We start from the raw sequence: 18,106 nt of genomic DNA on the forward strand, positions 1-18,106 counted from the left end.
CACCGCCACGGGCCCGGGAATGGGGGGCCGACCGTCGTGGTCCCTGCGGTCAGTGCGTCTGCGAACGCTCTGCGGTGGTCACAGTTGCTCTCGCTGTCGGAGCGTGCACCCGCCGTTGCGGGGTTCCGGCAGGGAAATCGGTACCGGAAGCGTGGCGGTCTCCGTCAGGGGGTATGCCAGGTCGGCCGCGGGGACGGCTGCGACGTGATCCGCGGTGGCGGCAGCCAGCCGCCCGGATGTGACGGTGCCGAGGACGAGGATGGCCGCTCCGCAGCCGGCGATGATCCACCAGGCCGCCGGGCGCGCCCCGGAGGCGACCGCGGCACCGATCACCGCGATGCCGAGGGAGGATCCGACCTGACGGCTGGTCGCGGCGATGGCGGCGGCCACCCCGGCCTGGGCGCGCGGCATGCCGGACACCGCCGTGTAGGTGATCGGTGCGTTGACGAATCCGAATCCGAGACCGAACAGTGCGTACGTGACGCACAGCAGGCTGTCGGACGGGTGGGCGGAGCGGGTGGCGGCGACGCCCAGCACAGCGCTCGCCGTGATGCCGGCCCCCGCGACGAACAAGGGAGTCCGTGAGCCACGGCTGCCCACGATCCGCCCGGACAGCGGCGGGCACATCAGCGCCAGCACGGCCATCGGCAGCAGGTGCAGCCCGGCGCCCAGGGCGCTCAGCCCCAACACCCGTTGCAGATAGAGGGTGTTGGTGAACAAGAAGCCGCCGAGCGCGGCGAAGGCGAGGACCGCTGTCGCGGTGGCCCCGCTGAAGGATGCGCTGCGGAAGAGCCGCGGATCGATCAATGGTTCGGCGCGCCGGTTCTCGTACGGCACGAAGGAGGCGAGCGCGCACGCCGCGACGATCAGGCAGGCCACGATCGGCGCCGCGGTCCAGCCCTCGCCGGGTGCCTCGATGATGGCGTACGTCAGTGCGCCGAGCAGGACGATCAGCAGGAGTTGCCCAACCGGGTCGGCCCGTCGGGCCCGCGGTGCGCGGGACTCCGGCACGAACAGCGCCGCGAGTGCGAGCGTGGCCAGCCCGATCGGCACGTTCAGCCAGAACACTGATCGCCATCCGACCGATTCCACCAGTACGCCGCCGAGGACCGGTCCGGCCGCCATGCTGAGGCCGACGATCCCGCCCCAGACGCCGATGGCCCGTGCGCGCTCGCGCGGCTCGGTGAACGTGTTGGTGAGGATGGCCATGGCGACGGGGGTGAGCATGCTGCCGCCCGCCGCCTGCACCATGCGGAAGGCCACCAGCGAGTCGGTCGCGGGTGCCAGGCTGCACAGGGCCGACCCAGTGGTGAACAGCACGAGACCGAGCTGGAAGATCCGTCGGCGTCCTACGCGGTCGGCGGTGGCACCGGCCAGGGTCAGCAGCGAGGCCAGTACGAGGGTGTAGGCGTCGAGGGTCCATTGCAGGCCGGAGACCGACGAGTCGAGGTCCCGCTGCATCGAGGGGAGTGCGACGTTGAGGATCGTGACGTCGAGACTGACCAGCAGCACGCTCAGGCAGCAGACGGCCAGGACGGGCCCGCGCCGCCCGCGTCGGGGAGTGGGCATGTGGTTCCCCTGCTCAGTCGTTGGGTCGGTTGGCGGCGTGGGCGTCGGCGAAGTCCCATACCGCCGTCAGGAGTTGCTCGGGCGTCTCGATCTGGGGCATGTGGCCGGTGCGAAGGAGCAGTTCGAACCGGGCGCCGGGGATGGCGTCGGCGTACGCCAGCCCGTAGTCGGTGTCGACCACCTGGTCGCTCTCGCCCCACGCGACGAGGACCGGGTGCGTGACCTTGGTCAGGCGCTCGCGCAGGGTGGGGTCGGCCATGGCGTGCGGGCCCGAATAGACCTGCAGCGCGGCCCGGTTGGCGATGGCTGCCGCGCGCTGCTCGTCGGAGAACGTGCTGGGGTCGATGCGGAACCTCTCGACGTCGTGGAAGGAGAGAGCGGACAACTCGGCGGGTGTCAGGGTGAAGGGGTCGGCGACCGGGTGGCCGGGGACCTGGATGCCGGCGGCGTTGACGAGGACGACGCTGCTGATCCGGTCACTGCCGAGCAGGGCGATTTCGGCGGCGATCCAGCCGCCTATGGAGTTGCCGACGACGGTGACGTCGCTCAGTGCGAGTTCGTCCAGCAGTCGTACGTAGATCTGGGCGAGGGTGGGCACGTCGGTCAGCCACTCGGGCCTGACGGTGCCGCCGAAGCCGGGGTGGACCGGGGCGATGACCCGCGCCGGCCGCTGGTCGGCGAGGACGCCGGCGAACCCGGCGACGGTCTGCGGGCCGCCGCCGCCGTGCAGGAGGAGGAAGGGGTGGCCCTCGCCCCGCTCGTCGACGGTGAAGTTCAGGTCGACGTCGCCGGAGCCGAGGGTGAGGGTGATCGTGCGGGAGGTGCTGGTCATGGGAGTCTCCAAGTCGGTTTTGCTGTCGGGGGGTTACTGACGCCTGCCGTTACGCGTAGTCGGTGGCCGGAACGGTGGCGTACCGGCTCATCACCTCGACCGTGGCCTGCGGGGTGAGCTCCTGGCCGCCGGCGATCATGTCGCGCAGGTCGCGGAAGTACTGCACGTACAGGTCGGGCGTGAAGGTGTTGAGCATCACCGCGGGCTCGTCGCCGTGGTTGGCGAAGGTGTGCGGCGCACCGGGCGGGACCATCGCCAGCGTGCCGGCGGGCGCCACGTGGGTCGTCTCGCCGATGGTGAAGTGCACGGTGCCGGACACGACGTAGAAGCCCTCGTCGTGCTGGGCGTGGCGGTGCTGCGGCGGCCCTTCGGTGTGCGGGGCGAGGGTGATCTCGCCGATCCCGATCCGGTGACCGGTGGTGCTGCCGTCCTCAAGGATGCGGATCTGCGCCGGTCCCAGCCAGATCGTCTCGCCATCGTCCGGGCCGACCACGGAAGTTCGTGTCATCACAGTCTCCTTCGTGAGAGCCAACTCTCAGGAAGGAGAGTAGGCGGTCGACCCTCTTCGTGCAAGTGGGCTCTCATGATGAGGGTTCGCAGTGCTAAAGTGGCTGTGAACGGGACGAGCAAGAAGGGGACGCACCCATGGCGACGCCGATCGACACCGGCCGCAGCAACCAGAAGAGGCGCACGCGTACGGCCCTCGTCGACGCCGCTCGCGAACTCATCGCCTCGGGCGGCGAGGTGACCATGCCCGCGATCGCACGCGCCGCCCTGGTCTCCGAGGCCACCGCCTACCGCTACTTCCCCGACCTCCCCTCGCTGATCAGCGAGGCCCTGGCCGGCGCCTGGCCGCCCCCCGCCGAGGCTCTCGCCCCGGTCGCGGACTCCACCGACCCCGCTGAACGAGTCGCTTTCGCCTGCGAGTTCCTGCTGCGCGGCATACTTCGGCGCCAGGGGGCGGTGCGCGCCATGATCGCGGCCACCATCACGCGCCCCGCGGCTGCGGCCGAGAGGCCCGGGATCCGCTTCGGGCTGATCGACCACGCGCTCGCCCCCCTCGAGGAAACGCTGGCGACGACGGACCCCGAAGCCTTCGCCCAACTGAAGCGCGACCTCGCCGTGGTCGTCAGCGCCGAAGCCCTCTTCACTCTCACCGACCTGTGCGGCCTCGCTCCCGACGTCGCCATCGCGAGCGCGGTACGGACAGCGACCACGCTGACCGAAGCCGCGGTGCGCGCGGTCGCACAGGGGTGAGGCGGGGCATCCGCCCAAGTCGTCCGGCGAAGCGGTATGTGCACGTGCTGCGGGCCGAGTGAGGTGTGGGATGATCCGGTTCGAGGTGCTCGGGCCGGTCGTCGTACGGCGCGACGGGGTCGAGGTGCCGCTCGGGCCGCCGCAGCACCGTGCCCTGTTCGCCGCGCTGGTGTTGGCCCGCGGCGTACCCCTGTCGGTGGCAACGCTGACCGCCGAGATCTGGGACGCGAGGCACCGGCCAGCGCCGTCGCGGTCATCCGCAAGTACGTGCACCAGTTACGCCGGTTGCCGGTAGGCGAACTGACCATAGAGTCGTCCCGGCGGGGTACGCGATCACGCTCGCCCCCGGAATGCTCGACGCGGACGACTTCTCCCGCGCCCTCCGCGCGGCAGACCAGGCCCGCGCCGGTGGTGACTTGGACACCGCCGTGCGCCGACTGCGCGAGGCGCTGGCGCTGTGGTGCGGGCCCGCGCTGACCGGTGTGACCGGCCCCGGCGTGGACCGGCACCGGCCGGAGCTCGACGGGCGGCACCTGGCGGCACTGCGCGCCCGGCTGGAGATCGACCTCGCACTGGGCCACGAGCAGCGGATACTGCCGGAACTGCGGTCCCTGGCGGACGCCCATCCGCTGGACGAGCACCTGCGGCTGCTGCTGATGAGGGCGCTGTACCGATGTGGCCGCCAGGCAGACGCGATCGCCTCGAACCAGGAGTGCTTGAGACTGCTCCGCGACGAACTGGGAGTGGATCCGGATCCCCGGTTGCAACAGCTGTACGGCCGAATCCTGCGCGCCGACGAGACGCTGCTGTCCGCCTCGGTCGTTCCCTCCGTTCCCGCGCAGCTGCCCGCCCCGAGCGCGGCGTTCGTCGGCCGGGCGAAGGAACCGGACCGGATGGCCGCTCTGTCGGACGGCGGCGTCGTGGTCATCTCAGGGATGGCGGGGGTCGGCAAGACCACGCTCGCGCTGTACGGGGCGCACCGGATCGCGGAGCGGTTCGGCGACGGCCACCTCTACGCGGACATGAACGGATTCGCCCCAGGACGGGATCCGACGCCGCCGGGGGAGATCCTCGACCGGTTCCTTCAGGCGCTCGGGGTACGCCGACGTGCCCGACGATCTCGCGGTGCGCGGCGGGCTGTTCCGCAGGCTGACCACCGGGCGGAGGCTGCTGAGCCTGCTGGACAACGCCGCCGGGGCCGTCAGGTGCGCGACCTGCTTCCGGTGCGGGCCCGAGTCTGGTCGTCATCACCAGCCGAGGGACGCTCCCGGCGCTGCTCACGCGCGTCGGCGCCCGGCTGCTGGTGCTGCAACCGCCGGAGGACGAGGAGGCGCTGGCGCTGCTCGCGACACGGGTCGGTACGGACCGGACACGCGCCGAGCCCGGTCGCCGCCCGCGAGATCGTCGCCTTTACGGGCGGCTTACCGCTGGCGCTGGCCGTGGTCGCGGCGCGGGCCGTGGCGCAGGAGCACCTGCCATTGTCCGCGATCGCCGCCGAACTGCGCGAGGCGCACGGCACGCTGGACGCCTTCGGCGGCGCCGACGATGTGCGCACGGTCCTCCTGGTCGTACCGCGCGCTCTAACCGGAGCCTGCTGCCGCGCTGCGCGTCCTTGGTGCGCACCCCGCCCCGGACGTGAGCGTCGCCGCGGCGGCGAGCATGCTGGGGCTTCCCGAGCGGCTCACCAGAGGGCCAGTGCAGCCAAGGCGCCGGCCAACGTGCCCGTACCCAGACTTCGGCTGACGGCAGCAAGGCCGAGATCTACGAGTGAGGCGCGCAGAACCACCCCACCGCGATCCCCAACAGTGGTCAAGGTTTCTGGCCGCGCTGGAGGCGACCCAGCACGACATCGGGCTCGACGCCAACGGGGGTGTACATCGTGCTCAGCGTTCGAGTGACCCTGAAGCCCTCCTGGTACGGCACCAAGACTTCGTTACACATCGCACCGCCGGAGACGGCCCATCACGTCAAAGCCCGACTGCTGCAGGGTAGTTGACGGCATGCCTCTGTGATGCGCTCCGTTATGCTCAGCTCGGTGCGAGCGATGCACGAGACCGGCGGGCGCCCCGGCACGCCGGGAAGGAAGAGTGAGAGACCGCGTGATATCCGGAGATGGCGATCACCAGGCGGCGACGCGTTCGGAACACGGCCCAGGACGGCTGATCGCCGATCGGTATCTGCTCCATGACGTCCTCGGCCGAGGCGGCATGGGCACGGTCTGGCGTGCCCACGACCGGCTGCTGGACCGACCGGTGGCCGCCAAGGAACTGCACATCCTCACCCATGGCGACGAGGAGCACCGCACACGGCTGCGCCGGGCGACCCGAGAGGCGCGCGCGGTCGCCCGGGTGCCGCACCCGCACGTGGTGGGCGTCCACGACCTGGTCGAGTCCGAGGACCGACTGTGGATCATCATGGAACTCGTCGAGGGGCCTTCACTGGCGCATCGGATCGCCGAGACCGGGCCGCTCACACCGCAGCACACCGCCGCGCTGGGCCTGCAGCTGCTCGACGCGTTGGAAGCCGTGCACGCGGCCGGCGCCCTGCATCGTGACGTCAAGCCCGCCAACGTCCTGCTGCGCCGCGACGACGACGCCGTCCTCACCGACTTCGGCATCGCTGCCCTGGATGACGGCGACGGCCTCACCGTCACCGGCGAACTGGTCGGCTCCCTGGAGTTCATGGCGCCGGAGCGGGTGACGGGATCGCAGGCCGGACCGGCCTCCGACCTTTGGTCATTGGGCGCGACCCTCGCCACGGCCTGTGCCGGTCAATCCCCGTTTCGCAGACCAGCAGCACCCGCGACGCTGCACGCGGTGGCGTATGAGGAGCCCGCCCTGGCAGAGCGGCTCGGCCCGTTGCGCCCGATCGTCGAGGCACTGCTGCGTAAGTCTCCGAGCGAGCGCCCTTCGACGGAGCGTGTGCGTTCCGCGCTGCGGCGCGTCGCGGCGGAGGAGCCGGACGCCGGGCCGCTGCCCTCAGCGACCGTGCGCACGCTGCGGCCTTCGCACCAGCTGACCGACGCCGACACCGTGACCAGGGGCCAGGCGCGGCTCGTCCCCTCCAGGGAGACCGTACCCACGGCCCAGCACACCACCGCGCTCCAGCCCTCAAAGGATCAGTCGCACCGGCCGCCGGGTCCGAAGCGGCTGTGGTGGGCACTGGCCGGTGCGGCGGTGCTGGTGGCGGGTGTCGGAGGCGGTCTGTTCCTCACCGGGGCACTGCCGATCAAGGAGAACCCGAAGACGAAGGCCACCAGCCAGGTCGTCCAGTCGGCGACCGGCTGGCAGCCGGTGACCGGAGCGTCCGTCCGGCGCGGAGACCTGGTCACCGTGCGGTTCGTCTCAGGAGAGTGGACGGCCGACTATCGGAATATGCCTATGACAGGGTCGGCTGGCTACGACGCGGACACCGACAAGCGGCTGGACGGCGCGAAGGACTGCAAGATCAAGCCCGAGGCGCCGTTCGGGACGCTACTGGCGGTTCTTGACGGCGACAAGAACTCCCCTGTCCACGTCGTGGGACGGAAACTGACCTTCCGAGCCGCCCAGGACGGCACTCTGAAGCTGGGCATGAACGACGCCACCGGGGTCTGCTCCCAGGACAACAGGGGCGCGTTGACCGTACAGGTGAGGGTCACACGCCACCCCTGACGGACAGCTGCCGACCAGTCGGCACAGTACCGCTCGGGCAGCGGCATTCGCATCGACGGCGTCGGTCTTGCCATGCTTACGGCGCGTGGCTCAGCCGGGCTGGTTAGGACGGCTGCGAATGTGGGCCGTCGACGGCACCTGGAGACGGGTCTTCGCCGCGGGCCTGGCTGAGGTGGACGCCGATGACGGCATCCGCTGGACCGGCTCGGTGGAGTCCTCGATCGTCCGGGTTCACCAGCACGCCGCCGGAGCACTCAAAAAGGGGACTGTCGGGTGTGACGAGCCGGCCGATGACGCGCTCGGACGCTCTCGCCGCGTTCTGAGAGAGTGCCACGACGCGGACAGGCGGTGCGGGGAGTCACCGCCTGGTGGAGGACGCGGTGCTGATGCGAACTGACCCGCTCCAGGGCCTCGACCCGGCTCGCTGAGCGTTCGGGAGCCCGGCCACCCGCCCGGCCGCGGTGCCCCTGGGTGCCTGGCGCGACGGCCCCTCGTGGCACCGGGCGTGCGGGCGCAACCCGAGGATCCGGATCGTTCTGTGCGTGTGCGGGCATGCCTAGGGTTGGCATCGCTCGGCGGCTGGGATGGGGGACTCGCTGTTCATCCATGGTGCCGGTGCGAGGCGAGCGCCGATGTCGGCGTCGACGATGGACGGGCCCGCTGTCCAGCCGATGTTCGGGGAGCTGCTGGAGCAGGCAGCGGTGTTCTCTGGAGGGGACGCCGACGGTGGGGGAACAGGTAGTTCTCGAAGGCGTCCAGCCCGAAGAGCATGAGCAGGAGCATCACCGGAAGGACCAGCGCTATCGCGACCATGACGCCTCCCGGTGAACAGTGATCACGGGAACGCGGCGGACAGAGACTCCTGGTCCAAGGCTGGGCCGATCGGGGGAACTTCGCACGCTCGGAGCGAAGGCAGTAGGCCGCTCGGGTGACATCACGCCTATGAAGGGCCTTGATCGTTCGTTGGGCCGTGCATGGATGCTCGCGGTGGTGTCCGTGGTGTGTGATTTTCCCCGGTGAGCGTCTACGAGCTGTTCGGGGAACCGGTGGTGCGGTGCTGGCGTGCCGCGGCTGGCCAGCCACCGGGTGGGCTGCAGGATGATCCCGCGGACGGGCGGGCCGGTGGGCCCGGCTCCCCGACGGTGCCCGCGCATCCCGCGGCTGCTGCACAGCCTGCGGGGCCGCCCGGCCGACTGATCCGTACTTCCAGCGGTGCAGCAGCCATGCCGTGCCCGTGCGCCGCGCGCGCAGGGGCCATCGGCGCGAAGGTGAAGGCCCGTTCGTGTGCGCCCACCGGCATAGGCGGAAGGGAAGGCACGCGCCCTGGCGCCGATGGCTCAGCCTGCGGCGCTGTGGGGATGCTCGCCGACCAGTGCAGTCCGTGCGGGACGGTCAGCGCGTGTCAGCCGCCGCGGCCCACTGGGAGCGGGAGGGGCAGCCAGCGAGCGTGGAGGCGGTCGTACCAGTCGACGTCCGTCCAGATCTCGCTCGGCTGCGGGTGCCTGCCGGGTGAGTACCGGCCGCTGCCGCCGATGCCGACCGTCAGGGGCGCGAGAAGCCACCTCGGTAGCGTCATGGGTCTGCCCTCCCTTCTACGGCATGTCTACGGCATGGGCGATCCTCAGGGCGCCACCCTGGGGATCTGTCTGGTCGCGAACTGCCGGCGTGCCGGTCACGCCCGCCGCGTGCGCCGGGGGCCTCTGCCTGGTTTCCCCAGGCCCTGGTGTGCTCCGCCGGTGAGCGCCTTGGCGTTGGCGGATCGCGTCAGTTCTGAGGTCCGCGGTGTGTGCCGCGGCGGGCGAGGCCGGGGCGAGACGGAGGTCGCCGCCGCTACGCCGGGTGTTCGTGGGCGCTGGCGAGGCGACCGGACATACCGAGCCGCTGCTTCGTCCAGCGTTCGCGTTCCTGACATGGATCTATGCTGATCAGAGTCCAACCACCTCCCTCTCCTGCACGGTTTCCGACTGTTCCGGCATCATGGTTGTTTCCGGGCATCGGGATACCTATGCGTCCCCGGTCAAGATTTTTTAGGTTTTTGTTCCGGTTTGGCCGTTCAGGCTGCTTTCGCTGCGGCGCCTGGCGTATCGGCGGCCCAGGTGACGGTGAGGCGGTCGTCGGCGAGGTCGACGGTGATGGTGGCGCCGTCGGGGATGTCGCCGGTGAGCAGGGCCCGGCCGATGCGGGTTTCGAGTTCGCGTTGGATGAAGCGGCGCAGCGGGCGGGCGCCGTAGACGGGGTCGAAGCCCTCTGCGGCGATGTGCCGGCGGGCCGGTTCGGCACATCACCCGCCACCACCGGTGGCCTTCCTGCTCGGGGTGCGGCGTGCGGTGCGGGCCGGGATGCCGGGCCGTCTGCTCGCTCAGCCCCTCCAGGAGCCAGGTACGCCACCGTGGCGCCACAGTTGCGGATGCTCGCGGATCAGCGGACGTGGCGCTTGTGCGCTCCGCCTCGATGCCGGTCATGCGATCCCCTCCTTCTGCGGTGCCGCCGGGGCATGACCGCGGCCAGGCACGTCGCCGGTCATCCGAGCCACGGCTACCCATGCTTACGGCAAGTAGCGGCCTATGGCCCCTGGGGCGACGGTCGCCCCGCAGTGCTCGCTGGCGCTCAGCACGGTCCGCAGTTGCTGATAGCGGTCGAGGTCCTCCCAGGTGTTGCGGTCGGGCGGGCTGGGACGGCGGCGTCCGGTGTACCGGGCCCAGGCACTGGCGGTGACGCCGGCGAAGAGCGGGAAGAGCAGCCACAGCAGGGCGCCCACGAGTCGACCTCCTTTCCTGGCTGTGCTTGAAGGGCGGTCGTCAGGGCGTGAGCTGCTTGGGTGCGCCACCGCCGGATATGGCGATCTTGCGGGGCTTGGCGTGTGGGGCCACCGGAACGCGCAGGGTAAGGACGCCGTTGTCGTAAGCCGCCTCGGCGGCTTCGGTGTCCAGCGCATCGGACAAGGTCAGGCGCCGGATGAACCGTCCTGTGGGCCGCTCGGTGAGGACCGGGCGAGCGCCGTCTGGGATCGGGGAGCGGCGCTCGGCAGTGAGGACCAGCGTGTCCCGCTCCACGGTCAGGCTGATGCTGGAGCGGTCCATCCCGGGCAGGTCGAACTGCAGGTAGAGCGCGTCGTCGTCACGCCAGGCATCCGCCGGGATGGCGGTTCCCGTGCTGGCGGCATGCGCGAGCTGATGCGTGAGCCGGTCGAGATCGCCCAGGGCGCCGGTGCGCGCGAGCATTTCCCACTTCTCCCTTCACTCCTGCATGTCGGGCCGCCCTTGAGGAGCGGTCCGACGAACGAAGACCGCTTATCCGTATAACCCACCGCCGGATAGTTGACAAGTGGCGACTGGACGAAGTTGACACCTTACGACTCAATCTTCTACGTTCAGTGAGCGTTCGATCGCGTCGACGGTCTCGCCTGAGGGGTCGACGCAGGGAAGGCCGGAAAGGAGGGCTGCTGGTGACGGAAAACTTGAAGAGTGTCTGGCTGCTGGCCGTACGCGGTGCCGCAGCAGTTGTCTTCGGCGCACTGACGCTGATCTGGCCGCAGCTGACGGTGCTGGCTCTGGCCTGGGCGTTCGGCGCCTACGCCCTGGTGGACGGTGTGGTGCTCATGGGTTCGGCATGGCGGCACCGGCACGAGCGTCGGCCCGCGCTGGCCTGTGCGGGTGCAGGTGTGCTGGGCATCGTGGCCGGTGTGGCGACGGCTCTGTGGCCGGGCCTTACGGCGCTGACCCTGGTGGTCATGGCCGGCGTGTGGGCCATTGTCACGGGCTGCTTGGAACTGTGGGTCGCCACGCGCATGCGGCATGAGCTGCCACGCGCGTGGTTCTGGCGCGCCTCCGCCGTCGTGTCCGTGGGGGCGGGCGTGCTGCTGTGGCTGCGCCCGGATGCCGGTGCGGTGGCCATCGCCTTCGTTCTGGGCGTGTACGCACTGATCGCGGGCGGTCTCTGGTTGGCTGCGGCCTGGCGGGAGTACCGCGCATGCAGCGAGCAGGGCAGCCGGTCGTGGCCGCGATCGGCGCCCGGCGCCCGCGTGGCCCACTGACCGCGTTCCCGATGCGCCCGAACGCCCAGCGGTCGACGGGCCGACGGGGCGTTCAGGCGCGGGCGGTGCCGACCTCGGCCGCGACGGTCTGGCACAACCGCTTGCCTGTCAGCCGGTGACCGAGGTTCACTCCACCGGATCCGCCGAGACCGCCGCAAAAAGTTGAGTCTATGGGTATCAACTTTCCGATAGTGTGGTATAGTAGAAGTAGAGCGAAGCCGTATGGAACGAGGACAAGGAGGGATGAACATGCTGATGCGTACGGATCCCTTCCGCGAGCTTGACCGGCTCGTCGAACGCGCCTGGGGCACGGCCGCGCACCCGGCCGGCATGCCGATGGACGCCTGGCGCGAGGGCGACACGTTCTTTGTGGAGCTGGACCTGCCGGGCGTGAACCCGGAGTCCATCGATCTCGATGTCGAGCGCAACGTCCTGACCGTCAAGGCCGAACGCAAGCCGACGTACGGCGAGGGCACCGACACGGTGATCACCGAGCGGCCTGCGGGGACGTTCAGTCGCCAGCTGTTCCTCGGCGACACCCTCGACACCGAGCGCATCGAAGCCTCCTACGAGGCAGGCGTTCTCAGGCTGCAGATCCCGGTCGCCGAGCAGGCCAAGCCCCGCAAGATCGCGATCAGCGGCGGCAGCGACCGCAGGGAACTCCGCAGCTGAGCAGCGACCAACCGCTCCAGGCCCCGGGGCACAAGCCCGGGGCCTCGCTGCATCGCAGGCCCTGACGCGATGCCTGCGAACGGGAGCGGCCCGACGTCAAGTCGACCCCCGAGCCGTCCGCCAAGCGCTACTACGCGATCCCACGCCTTGTGAGCTCCTGCCGTCGCGAGTCGCACGCCTCCGTCCTGGAAGGCACCGCACGGAACCTCGCGGCTGCGCAGCTGTGGGTAAAGGCACCGCACGGAACCTCGCGGCTGCGCAGCTGTGGGTAGCTGGCGGTTTGCTGCGGCAGTGCGGTCCTCTGAGGTGGACCACGGCTGAGCCGCGTACGGGCTTACCTTGCGTAGCCGACGTCCAGCACTTCGATCACGTCGCCGTGGAACGGTGTAGACGAGCCGGCATCACTCGCCGAACGCTGCGGCCGGGTCCGGGGCCTCGATCGCCGGAGTCTGGGCGGTGACCGCGTCGATGAGCGCGATGATCTCCGCCTGCGCTTCGTCCGGCACAGCGAAGAGCACCTTGACGGCCCGATGCATCAGTTCCACCCGCATTCTGGCTACCAGACGGCAGGAAGCAGCCTGCGAATCGAGCGCATCGGCCCATACCGGTGACCGGACAAGGCTCCTCAGACCCGCCATAACGGCGGCCTCACGCGGAGAGGTCAGCGTCCGACGGCGTCGCGATCGTCGCGCGCCCTTCCAAGCGCGGAGAATCATCCTCCGTAGGGCTGTCATCCCCGGCAACACCCAGCCGTCCCATGAACGCGGGCTCGCTGAGTGCCAGGACACTCTGCAGCCGCTCCCGCAGTTCCGTGTACGGCACTCCTGTGCCAGGTCGCTGTGCTGCCACGGGAGAACAACGAGAGGCGCCAGGCGGGCGATGTCCGCCGGATGGGGGGTTGGGAAGCCGCTGCCGAGGGGGCATGGCCCACTGGGACGGACGAGGCTGAATGCAGGCGATGTGCGGGGTCAGAACTCCGGCTGGACACTTGAGTGAGATCGCTCGCTGTCTGCATGGAAACCGGGGTGCGATGGCCATGGAACATGGCACGTCACGTTCTTCCACCGGAACGGACGTCGTGTACACGGATTCCGTGTTCGGCGTACCGTGCTGGGTGAGCCTGACCAGCCGCGATCTCGACACAACGCAGCGTTTCTACAGTGCCGTACTGGGCTGGCAGTGGCGCACTGCCAGACTGGGTGACCGCTTCCTGACCGCGCTGGCGGACGGGATACCCGTCGCGGGGGTCGCGGCGATGGCCACCGTCTGGCATATGCCGGTGACGTGGACGCCCTACTTCGCCGTCGCAGACGCAGACGAGACGGTCGCCCGCGTGCGGGAGCGTGGCGCGACCGTGGCCGTGGGGCCGATCTCCTTTGCGCCCGGCAGGGCGGCGCTGCTCGCCGACCGCGACGGGGCCATCTTCGGGATATGGCAGGGCAGGCTCGTCACCGAGTGGAAGGCGTGGCGGCAGGCTGCCCCGGTGTTCGTCACCCTCCACACTCGCGACGCTTTCGATGCGGCGATCTTCTACGGCGAGATCCTCGGCTGGGCCTCGGGTCGCTCTGGCTGCTGCGAGGTGGAGTACGAAGGGGAAGAGGTGCTGCTGCGCAGCCAGGGTTCCGTCGTGGCGCGCATCGAGTCTGGCGCCGTGGACACAGCGCCTGATCGCTCGGTCCGGCCTCACTGGCAGGTCCACTTCGTGGTGGCAGACGTGTCGGGGTGTGCCCGAGCCGCACGAGAGCACGGCGGCGACGTCCTTGCGGAGTGCGAACACGAGGCGGTGCTGCGCGATCCTGACGGAGCACTCTTCGTGGTGAGCTCCAGCCGGGACCACTGACGCTCTGGCTGGTCGGCCCGGAGGCGAGTTGTGCCGGTGTCCCCTCGAACCAAGGATCGGAACACGGGACGGACTTTGTCCGTCGAACGGGCTCTTTGCCTTGAGGGAAGCAGACGCCGCCGCACCGGCAGAGCACTCGGAACGGATGATGGCCGCGTGGACAGCATCGGGGACGATTGACGGCAGAAGCCATCCCAAGGTGCACGGAGCGAGGAACACGCAATGGCCGACACCTCGATGTCCGGCCGCGCGCGGGTGGCGGTCCATGGTCGACGAGGTCAGCGATGCACACAGCGGTGAACTGGTCACCATTGAAGTGGTGGATCCCTCGATCGGAAGCCAGCACGAAGCGGAGCGGCTGCCGTTCTCCTACCTCACCTATGATCCGAAGTCCCGCACCCCAAGGAGGTCGACGTCTCTACGCCAGACGTCACTGAGGCAGCGGTCCGAGTGGTGGACCCGGAGGGCACCGCAACCTTGATCACTTTCTTCCCTGCGGAGTCCAGGACTGCCTCATGAACCAGCCCTGACCGAACGGTCCGGGGCCGGGGGCTGCCCTGAGCGGAGCCGCGGGCGCCCACTCTCTGGCCGGATCAGCCGGCGAGGTCAGCCCTGCCGAAGAGGGTGGCGTAGCCAGATGGCTCAGATGGCTCAGATGGCAGCTGGCTGATGATCTGGTTCAGCTCGCCGCCGGAGACCGCGTCGGCCAGGGCGAACAGCACCGCGCTGGCGTCCCAGTCGGCCGTATGGGGACGAGCGCCGGTGCGCTCGGCGACGCGCTGGCAGAACTCCTCGACGGGTCTTCAGACGGCGCAGGCGCGCCGCGACCTGTGCTGCCCGGTCACCGCCGTGGCCGGCAGCCGACAGGAGAGCAGATACCCAGGCCATCGTCGTGCGCCTCGCACACCACGTGACATTGACTGCCGTCACAAAGGCGACACCGCCCACGCAGTGCCGCAGTAGTGTCAACCATGAATGACACCGGTGTATTTCCGCGCGATCGCGTTGCACGCCGGGAGCGCGGATCAAGAACGAAGGAGCCGCGCCGCTCGCGACGGTGTGGGTTTGGCAGCGGGTGGGGCTCGGCGGGGCGCGGCTGTGCGGTCAGGGTCGGCTGGAGCTCAGCTGCTCGATGGCTTCCAGGACATGTTTGCGGCGCGCGTGCGTGAGCTCGTATCCCTCGAGAACGCGCAGGTCGGACTCGGACAAAGAGGGCAGGCGCCGCTCGATCTCCTCAACGCTGAGCTGGCTGAAGCCGACGATGGGCAGGCTTTCCTCGCTGCTGACCGCGCCTTGGATCTGCTCGGCCGCGGCGGTCACTTCCGGCTCCTCCGCCAGCGGCCTTTCGTCTTCGGGCCACTGCCCGGGGCGTGCCGCCTGGCGCAGCCGGTCGGCGACAGCCCGCAGCGGGCGGGTGGCCGCATGGGTGAGGCCGCCGTTCGTCGTCTGTTCCACGCGGAAGCCGTCGCCTGCGGCGGCCACGGTTCGGGCCTGCCGGGCGAGGCTGTCCTCGAGCAGTGCCAGCAGCTCCTGGTCCTGGCTGCGAAGTTCCTGCAGCAGGTGGAGGGTGGTGTCGTCCTGGGCCTGGTCGGCGAGGACCTCGCCGGCCAGAGCGCTGGCCAGGGCCCGGGCAGCAGCGGCGTACTCGTCCTCGGTGTTCCTCAGCAGCTGCTGGTCGTCGGCCGGCCCTCGGCCGTGCATCACCCCTGTCACCGTCTTCTGCCCGATGGCCAGCGGCAGCATGGCTGTTCTGAGGGTGGTGCGGGCGGCGAACCGCGCCATGTCGGCCGCGCCGCCGAGCAGGCCGCGGGGCCGCAGTCCGCGGACATGGCCTTCGATGCGGTGCACCCGGCCCTGCATCTCATCGGCCTCGCGCTCAAGCATCTGCCGGTGGGCGCCGGGCGACGCGAGCGCCGCATCCGCCCGCAGTCGGTCACGCGCTGCGGCATGAGCGTGGCGGGCATCCTCCAGTACCGGTATCAAGGTCTGCGTCATCGCCATGGGAGGCTGCTCCCTGCATGCGGTGTCGGGCGGGTGTTGAGCGGCTGCCCAGCCGGCCGTCCTCCTGCGGTTGAGCAGTCGGGATCATCCTGCGCGGACCGCGCGAAGATCACCCGCCTGGGAGCGCGCTCGCCCCGCGGGCCCCACGGCACAGGAGGCCGGCTTTACCCGCTGCCGCAGGTGCGGAGACAGTCTGCCGGCGGTTCCACCGTCCGGGTGAGGGCGCGTGTGACGGCCGAGTCGTCTTGGGCACCGCGCGGCCAGTTACGTAGAGCCGTCATCGGCACGCCGCTGAAAGCCCCACTCGAATGTCCTGGACGGTCACAGGCTTCGGAGAGCGCGAACGCGCACCAGCCCCGAGGGTGAGCACAGTCGCGGCTCCAGTACCTCGGGGCAGGTCGTCCGCCCCTACGATGGCCCGACCCGCGATCAACGGTAAGCACCGGCGCCGTTGACACAGGCGCGAATCAGGACGACAGGCCCGGGTACTCCGGCTCCCCGCCGTCGGCGTCGAACACCTTGGTGAAGGTGGCACCGCACCGGCAACGCGAGTACTCGACCAGTTCCCCCTCTTCCGACACGCTCAGCCCCTGACTGAGTCGCACATGCACATGATCACCCATGAGGAGCTGCTTTCCTTGACGTCTGTCGTCCGCCTCATCGTGGGCGCCGGCCGCTCCCGCTGGCAATGTCGCAGCTCACACAGTTCACGAGTGCGACCACAGCGCTTCTCCATGTGACCGCAATCCGGCCGGGCCGCGAAGCACCACCAGGAATCGCCTGAAAGTGACAGAAGGTACGTTTGTGTGGAGGTGAGGAGTAATGGCACTTCCTGTGTGACGCGGCGGGCCCCTGGCTGAACGGCGGTTCCCAGGCTGGGGCACGGATCCTCTCGCCGAGTTGAACGATCTCATCGGCAGGATGGGGACCCTGCTGGAGTCCACCATGGGCGGCGCCATGGGCGCCATGACGGAGGGCATGGCCTGGTCGCCGCTGGCTGACCTGTCGGAAACCGATGACGCCTACCTCGTCGAAGTCGAGGTGCCCGGCGTCAAGCGCGAGGACCTCGACATCGAGATGACCGAACGCGAACTGACCATCACCGGCGAGTTCAAGGAACGCCAGCGCACCGGCATGCTGCGCCGCAGCACCCGCAGGACCGGCCGGTTCGAGTACCGCGCCGCGCTGCCCGGCGACATCAGCCCCGAGAATGTCGAGGCCACCCTCGAGGGCGGTGTGCTGACCGTCAAGGTACCGAAGGCGGACGCTGCCAAACCACGCCGCATCGAGATCACGTCCGGACAGTGACCCCAGCTCGGACAGTGAGCCCTGCCCCCGTGCGGTGCGCGCCGTACGAGGGCAGGTGCGGGTTGGATGTGGTGACCGTCCCGGGCCGACTGGCCGATCAGGACGTTTCCGTGGATGGATGCTCGGCTCGCGCGTGCGGCTGGGGATGGCCGGCGGCGTGCAGCATCGGTGCGGTGTGCCGCTCGGGGCGGTGCCCGCCTTCGGCCGGAACGCGGCTGCGTGGCCTTTCGGCGTCGGGCAGGGGCACGGGGCGGCGGGCCACGAGGCGCCCGACCCAGCGCCGGCCGCAGTGTTCGCAGGGCGGAGCGCCCTGCGGCGTGTAGGGGGAGGGAACCGCCGTGTTGTCGCGGTAGAAGACCTCCCACTCGGCATCGAGGGCGTCCCGGTAGCGCTGCACGTCGTAGTCGACGCTCCAGCGGTGCCAGCACGAGCCGCAGGTGAACTCGATTCGTTCGACGGCAAGTTCGGTGATCACGGCACGGCACCTCCCATCCGGTTGGCGACTGTGGTCCGGGGCGCTGTGAGCGCGGCCTCGATGGAGGGGTAGACGGGCAGGGCATGGGCGAGTCCGCTGTCGCGCAGGAGCCGCTCCACCCGCCCTTCGGGGCATACCAGGCGTAGCTCTCCCTCGTCCTCCTCCAGCATGGCCCGGACGGACATCAGGGCAGCCAGGCCGCCGGTGTCGGCCCAGGTCAGCTCGGACAGGTCCACGATCAGGTTGAGCAAGTGCCGGTGCTTGGCGGTGACGGCGGCCACGTAATCGCACAGCTCACGGGCCGTGGTGGTGTCCAGGGCCCCTTTGATCTCCGTCACGGCCCAGCCGTTCTCCCAGTGCGAGGCGAGGAACACAGCCAATGGTCCTCACTCCTGCCGCTCAGCGCCAGCCGTGGCCCGCTGCACGACGTTCAGGGTGCGGCGGCCCACGGTCATGTCGTCGATGC

Annotated in this window: 21 protein-coding genes and 2 pseudogenes; 10 read left to right on the forward strand and 13 right to left on the reverse strand. The window is 69.9% G+C overall.

Annotation, left to right across the window (positions count from 1 at the left end):
* Positions 1–78: 78 nt before the first annotated feature.
* From BFF78_RS41750 to BFF78_RS41760, 3 genes are read right to left on the reverse strand one after another with little or no spacing between them, the layout of a single operon-like run.
* Positions 79–1,569, reverse strand: a complete 1,491-nt coding sequence (locus BFF78_RS41750) for a DHA2 family efflux MFS transporter permease subunit (protein WP_079161711.1) — start codon at positions 1,567–1,569, stop codon at positions 79–81.
* 13 nt (positions 1,570–1,582) lie between these two features.
* On the reverse strand, positions 1,583–2,401 hold the full coding sequence (locus BFF78_RS41755; RefSeq protein WP_069783224.1) for an alpha/beta fold hydrolase: 819 nt from the start codon (positions 2,399–2,401) through the stop codon (positions 1,583–1,585).
* A gap of 49 nt (positions 2,402–2,450) precedes the next feature.
* A complete protein-coding gene (locus BFF78_RS41760; protein WP_069783225.1) occupies positions 2,451–2,909 on the reverse strand; it encodes a cupin domain-containing protein in 459 nt (152 codons plus the stop codon).
* Between the two features lie 137 nt (positions 2,910–3,046).
* On the opposite strand from BFF78_RS41760, the gene BFF78_RS41765 reads away from it, so the two are divergent.
* The 5 genes and pseudogenes from BFF78_RS41765 to BFF78_RS48890 form a co-directional block, all read left to right on the forward strand.
* The gene (locus BFF78_RS41765; RefSeq protein WP_069783226.1) at positions 3,047–3,658 is read left to right on the forward strand and encodes a TetR/AcrR family transcriptional regulator; all 612 of its coding nucleotides are present in this window, start codon (positions 3,047–3,049) and stop codon (positions 3,656–3,658) included.
* Positions 3,659–3,728: 70 nt separating this feature from the next.
* Complete coding sequence (locus BFF78_RS41770; protein ID WP_069783227.1) at positions 3,729–3,953, forward strand: AfsR/SARP family transcriptional regulator; 225 nt, start codon at positions 3,729–3,731, stop codon at positions 3,951–3,953.
* A gap of 55 nt (positions 3,954–4,008) precedes the next feature.
* The gene (locus tag BFF78_RS44340; RefSeq protein WP_079161712.1) at positions 4,009–5,556 is read left to right on the forward strand and encodes a BTAD domain-containing putative transcriptional regulator; all 1,548 of its coding nucleotides are present in this window, start codon (positions 4,009–4,011) and stop codon (positions 5,554–5,556) included.
* 201 nt (positions 5,557–5,757) lie between these two features.
* Complete coding sequence (locus tag BFF78_RS41780; protein WP_069783229.1) at positions 5,758–7,311, forward strand: serine/threonine-protein kinase; 1,554 nt, start codon at positions 5,758–5,760, stop codon at positions 7,309–7,311.
* 109 nt (positions 7,312–7,420) lie between these two features.
* A pseudogene (locus BFF78_RS48890) lies at positions 7,421–7,624 on the forward strand (IS5/IS1182 family transposase); the annotation flags it as partial.
* 1,089 nt (positions 7,625–8,713) lie between these two features.
* Here the strand turns inward: BFF78_RS48890 and BFF78_RS46620 are convergent.
* The 4 genes from BFF78_RS46620 to BFF78_RS41790 form a co-directional block, all read right to left on the reverse strand.
* Complete coding sequence (locus BFF78_RS46620) at positions 8,714–8,887, reverse strand: hypothetical protein (protein ID WP_159033163.1); 174 nt, start codon at positions 8,885–8,887, stop codon at positions 8,714–8,716.
* Between the two features lie 477 nt (positions 8,888–9,364).
* Complete coding sequence (locus tag BFF78_RS50370) at positions 9,365–9,568, reverse strand: hypothetical protein (RefSeq protein ID WP_079161922.1); 204 nt, start codon at positions 9,566–9,568, stop codon at positions 9,365–9,367.
* Between the two features lie 288 nt (positions 9,569–9,856).
* Complete coding sequence (locus tag BFF78_RS41785; protein ID WP_069783230.1) at positions 9,857–10,069, reverse strand: hypothetical protein; 213 nt, start codon at positions 10,067–10,069, stop codon at positions 9,857–9,859.
* A gap of 40 nt (positions 10,070–10,109) precedes the next feature.
* Positions 10,110–10,532 (reverse strand): Hsp20/alpha crystallin family protein, encoded by a 423-nt coding sequence (locus BFF78_RS41790; protein WP_069783231.1) that lies wholly within the window; start codon positions 10,530–10,532, stop codon positions 10,110–10,112.
* Positions 10,533–10,756: 224 nt separating this feature from the next.
* On the opposite strand from BFF78_RS41790, the gene BFF78_RS41795 reads away from it, so the two are divergent.
* Positions 10,757–11,344: an HdeD family acid-resistance protein gene (locus BFF78_RS41795; protein ID WP_069783232.1), complete on the forward strand. Its 588-nt coding sequence runs from the start codon at positions 10,757–10,759 to the stop codon at positions 11,342–11,344.
* A gap of 249 nt (positions 11,345–11,593) precedes the next feature.
* Positions 11,594–12,016, forward strand: coding sequence for an Hsp20/alpha crystallin family protein (locus BFF78_RS41800; protein ID WP_069784153.1), 423 nt, complete (start codon positions 11,594–11,596; stop codon positions 12,014–12,016).
* Between the two features lie 401 nt (positions 12,017–12,417).
* On the opposite strand, the gene BFF78_RS49490 is transcribed toward BFF78_RS41800, so the two are convergent.
* Entirely contained in the window at positions 12,418–12,552 is a 135-nt protein-coding gene (locus BFF78_RS49490) for a hypothetical protein (protein WP_257786895.1), read from the reverse strand.
* A gap of 500 nt (positions 12,553–13,052) precedes the next feature.
* Here BFF78_RS49490 and BFF78_RS41805 point away from each other — a divergent pair, with 500 nt between their 5' ends.
* The gene (locus BFF78_RS41805; RefSeq protein ID WP_069784154.1) at positions 13,053–13,856 is read left to right on the forward strand and encodes a VOC family protein; all 804 of its coding nucleotides are present in this window, start codon (positions 13,053–13,055) and stop codon (positions 13,854–13,856) included.
* Between the two features lie 265 nt (positions 13,857–14,121).
* Positions 14,122–14,337 carry a DUF5335 family protein gene (locus BFF78_RS50375; protein ID WP_159033164.1) on the forward strand — a complete coding sequence of 72 codons (216 nt, stop codon included), beginning with the start codon at positions 14,122–14,124 and terminating at the stop codon, positions 14,335–14,337.
* A 112-nt stretch (positions 14,338–14,449) separates the two neighbouring features.
* Here BFF78_RS50375 and BFF78_RS41810 read toward each other — a convergent pair.
* The 3 genes and pseudogenes from BFF78_RS41810 to BFF78_RS47130 all read right to left on the reverse strand — a co-directional run.
* Positions 14,450–14,653 (reverse strand): annotated as a pseudogene (locus BFF78_RS41810) (DUF2267 domain-containing protein); the annotation flags it as partial.
* Positions 14,654–14,960: 307 nt separating this feature from the next.
* A complete protein-coding gene (locus BFF78_RS41815; protein ID WP_069783233.1) occupies positions 14,961–15,857 on the reverse strand; it encodes a hypothetical protein in 897 nt (298 codons plus the stop codon).
* A gap of 467 nt (positions 15,858–16,324) precedes the next feature.
* Positions 16,325–16,462, reverse strand: coding sequence for a hypothetical protein (locus BFF78_RS47130; protein ID WP_165289348.1), 138 nt, complete (start codon positions 16,460–16,462; stop codon positions 16,325–16,327).
* A gap of 340 nt (positions 16,463–16,802) precedes the next feature.
* Here BFF78_RS47130 and BFF78_RS41820 point away from each other — a divergent pair, with 340 nt between their 5' ends.
* Positions 16,803–17,165: an Hsp20/alpha crystallin family protein gene (locus tag BFF78_RS41820; RefSeq protein ID WP_335755378.1), complete on the forward strand. Its 363-nt coding sequence runs from the start codon at positions 16,803–16,805 to the stop codon at positions 17,163–17,165.
* 97 nt (positions 17,166–17,262) lie between these two features.
* Here the strand turns inward: BFF78_RS41820 and BFF78_RS41825 are convergent, their stop codons facing one another.
* Both BFF78_RS41825 and BFF78_RS41830 read right to left on the reverse strand, forming a co-directional pair.
* Positions 17,263–17,640, reverse strand: a complete 378-nt coding sequence (locus BFF78_RS41825; protein ID WP_069783235.1) for a hypothetical protein — start codon at positions 17,638–17,640, stop codon at positions 17,263–17,265.
* On the reverse strand, positions 17,637–18,014 hold the full coding sequence (locus BFF78_RS41830) for an STAS domain-containing protein (RefSeq protein ID WP_069783236.1): 378 nt from the start codon (positions 18,012–18,014) through the stop codon (positions 17,637–17,639). The genes BFF78_RS41825 and BFF78_RS41830 overlap by 4 nt, the downstream gene beginning before the upstream one ends.
* Positions 18,015–18,106 lie beyond the last annotated feature (92 nt).

It is taken from the genome of Streptomyces fodineus, from assembly GCF_001735805.1.
Lineage (GTDB): Bacteria > Actinomycetota > Actinomycetes > Streptomycetales > Streptomycetaceae > Streptomyces > Streptomyces fodineus.